Source organism: Paraconexibacter sp., from assembly GCF_041602235.1.
Lineage (GTDB): Bacteria > Actinomycetota > Thermoleophilia > Solirubrobacterales > Solirubrobacteraceae > Paraconexibacter.
The window spans coordinates 1-2,838 of record NZ_JBFIGP010000385.1 but is presented as its reverse complement, the minus strand read 5'-3'; the positions used below and the strand labels follow the sequence as shown (position 1 = coordinate 2,838).

General features: G+C 73.1%; 3 protein-coding genes and 1 pseudogene. 3 read left to right on the top strand and 1 reads right to left on the bottom strand.

Annotated features, from left to right (window positions below; all coding sequences use genetic code 11):
- Nucleotides 1–429 (bottom strand): UvrD-helicase domain-containing protein (locus ABYE80_RS19325; protein ID WP_372791939.1); only part of this gene is annotated, 429 nt, incomplete at its 3' end.
- A 19-nt stretch (nt 430–448) separates the two neighbouring features.
- On the opposite strand from ABYE80_RS19325, the gene ABYE80_RS19320 reads away from it, so the two are divergent.
- The 3 genes and pseudogenes from ABYE80_RS19320 to ABYE80_RS19310 form a co-directional block, all read left to right on the top strand.
- Nucleotides 449–1,306, top strand: a complete 858-nt coding sequence (locus ABYE80_RS19320; protein ID WP_372791938.1) for an inositol monophosphatase family protein — start codon at nt 449–451, stop codon at nt 1,304–1,306.
- The gene (locus tag ABYE80_RS19315; RefSeq protein WP_372791937.1) at nt 1,303–2,349 is read left to right on the top strand and encodes a zinc-dependent metalloprotease; all 1,047 of its coding nucleotides are present in this window, start codon (nt 1,303–1,305) and stop codon (nt 2,347–2,349) included. Before ABYE80_RS19320 ends, ABYE80_RS19315 begins: the two co-directional genes overlap by 4 nt.
- Nucleotides 2,350–2,550: 201 nt before the next feature.
- Nucleotides 2,551–2,838, top strand: a pseudogene (locus ABYE80_RS19310) (hypothetical protein); the annotation flags it as partial.

Genomic DNA, 2,838 nt, shown 5'->3' with positions numbered 1-2,838 from the left:
GTGGTGGCGCAGCGGCAGCTCGTCCATGCGCTCCAGCAGCATCGCGAGCCGGTCCGCCGGGCTCGACGGCAGGGCGAACGGGTCCAGGCCGGCGACGAGCGCCTCCTCGTCGAGGATCCGCGCGGCCACGTCCGGGACCGTATGGACCGCCAGCTCCTCGAACGGCCGGTCGCCGACGGCCTCCTCGATCTGCGTGCGCAGCTCGTCGGCCGCGCCGGGCGTCAGCGTCAGCACCAGGATCGACTCCGGCGCGACGCCATCGCCGACGAGCGCGGAGAAGCGCGCGACCAGCGTCCGGGTCTTCCCGGTGCCCGCGCCGCCGACGATCCGCAACGGTCCGCCGCGGTGCTCGACGGCCTGTCGCTGCGCTGCGGTCAGCCCGCCGAGGGGCGACGTCGTCGGGGAGTGCGGGTCGGGCGGGGATGCCACAGGGCTAGCATAGGAGCGGATGGCCTCCTCGCCCCACCTCGATCACGACTGGCTCGGGGCGTGCAGGCGCGCACGCGCGGGATTGCAGGAGGTCCTGCGGTCGCACCCGACCAGCCGGGAGCGCGTCGTCGAGACCGGCGAGCGTGGGGAGGGCGGCGACCGGACCCTCGTGATCGACGCCGCGGCCGAGGACTGCGTGTTCGCCGAGCTCGACGCGCTGCACCAGGGCGGGGCGCGGTTCACGGCGGTCAGCGAGGAACGCGGCACGGTCGACTTCGGTGCCGGCGGCGGCGCCCCCTACGTGGTCGTCGATCCCATCGACGGCTCGATGAACGCCAAGCGGGGGATGCCGAACCACGCGATCTCGATCGCGGTCGCCGACGGGCCGACGATGCGCGACGTCGCGTTCGGCTACGTGTTCGACCTCGGGCCCGGCGAGGAGTGGCACGCCATCCGCGACGGCGGGGCGTTCCTGGACGGCACGAGGATCGCGGAGCCTCCACCCGAGCGGCGGGTGCAGGACGGTCGCCTGGAGCTCGTCGCGATCGAGTCGGCCCACCCGCAGTGGATCGCGCAGTCCTCCGGGGCGCTGCTGGAGCACGTGCACCGCGTCCGGGCGATCGGCTCGATCGCCATCTCGATGTGCCAGGTCGCCACGACGCGCGTGGACGGCATGGCGACGCTGTGGAAGTGCCGCGGCGTGGATGCGGCGGCCGCCCAGCTGATCGTGCGTGAGGCCGGCGGGCTCGTGGCCTTCCCCGGCCTGGAGGATCCGCTCGGTGCATCCGTCGTGGACCTCGCGCCGGTCTCGCCCGTGGTCGCGGCGCGGACCCCGGAGGCCCTGCAGCGTCTCTCGACCCTTCCGGCTCCGGCATGAGCGGGCTCGACCGGGGCGTGGCCGGCATGGTCGGCCGGCTCATGGCGGGAGGTGCCGAGGACCCCTGGACCGCGCCGCCGGTCGATCTCATCGGCGTGTGCGACGAGGCCGCGGCACGGATCGCGGCCTACACGCGGCTCACGCCGGTCGGGGAGCTCCCCCCGCCCGAGTGGATCGACCGCGGCACCTGGATCGATCTCAACGTCGAGGTCCTGGCTCCGGCCGTGGAGGGGCCGCTCCTGCGGGCCGGCGGCAGGTTCGCGTCGCTCGAGGGTCCGCTCCAGTCGATGCTCGGAGCGGTCGCGGGAGCGGAGGCCGGACTGGTCACGGGGCTGCTGGCGCAGCGCGTCCTGGGGCAGGTGGAGCCCGGTCTGCTGCGCGACGACGAGGACCACGTCACCCGGATGGTGCTCGTCGCGCCGAACCTCAAGGCGGTCGCGCGCACCTTGGACGTGCCGGAGCCCGACCTCGTGCGCTGGGTGGCCGTGCACGAGCTGACCCACGCGATCCAGTTCGCCTCCGTGCCGTGGCTGAAGCCCGAGCTGAACCGACTGGTCCGGGAGCTCATGAGCACCCTGGAGCTGCGACTGGACGCCCGCAGCCTGCTGCGGCTGCCGAACCTCGGAGATGCGCGCGCCCTGCTGGATCTCGTCCGCGGCGGGGACCTGCTCACGGCCTTCGCGGGGGAGCAGGCTCGCGAGGTCCTGGACCGGGTCCAGGGCCTGATGGGGCTGATCGAGGGGCATGCCGAGCACGTGATGGACGCGGTCGGCGTGGAGGTCGTGGACGACCTCGACCGGCTCCGAACAGCGCTCGACGCCCGCCGGGAGGCGGAGCGCTCACCGCTGGAGATGCTCCTGAGTCGACTGCTGGGCCTCGACGAGAAGCTCCGGCAGTACGGCGAGGGCAGGGCGTTCTGCGACGCCGTCGTCGCGTCCGGCGGGCGCCGGGCGTTGCGACGTGCCTGGGACGACCCGGCGTCGGCGCCCACGCGGGCCGAGCTCGGCACGCCCGAGGCGTGGCTGGCCCGCATCGGCGTCTGAGCGCGCCGGGGCCGTCTCGCCGCCGGGTTTCCGCGTGCTCGTGGTCCGTGGGGCGCCACGCGCCGTAACCCTCCGACGACCGAACACTCGTTCCTGATGTAACGGCGATCGTTCGGTGGTTTACAAACACATGTTCGCCGGGTACCCTTCGAGCGAACGACTTAGAAGTAATATCCTTAGTCGCCAGCAGAGGAAGGCACCATGGCCGAGAACACCCCCACCGATACCGCAAAGACCGTCGCCGAGGCGACGACCCCGACCGTGAAGGCGAAGACCGCCGCCACGAAGCGCTCCACCGCCGCGAAGAAGGCTGCCGGCACCCGCGCCGCCAAGTCCGGCGCCACCGCTCGCAAGACCGCCGCCACCAAGGCCAAGACCCAGGCCAAGAGCACCGCCAAGAGCGAGGCCGCCGAGGTCAAGGGCACCGTCGAGACCGTTTCCGAGTACGCCGAGAAGGCCGTGCTCGTGCCGGTCGGCGCCGCGCTGATC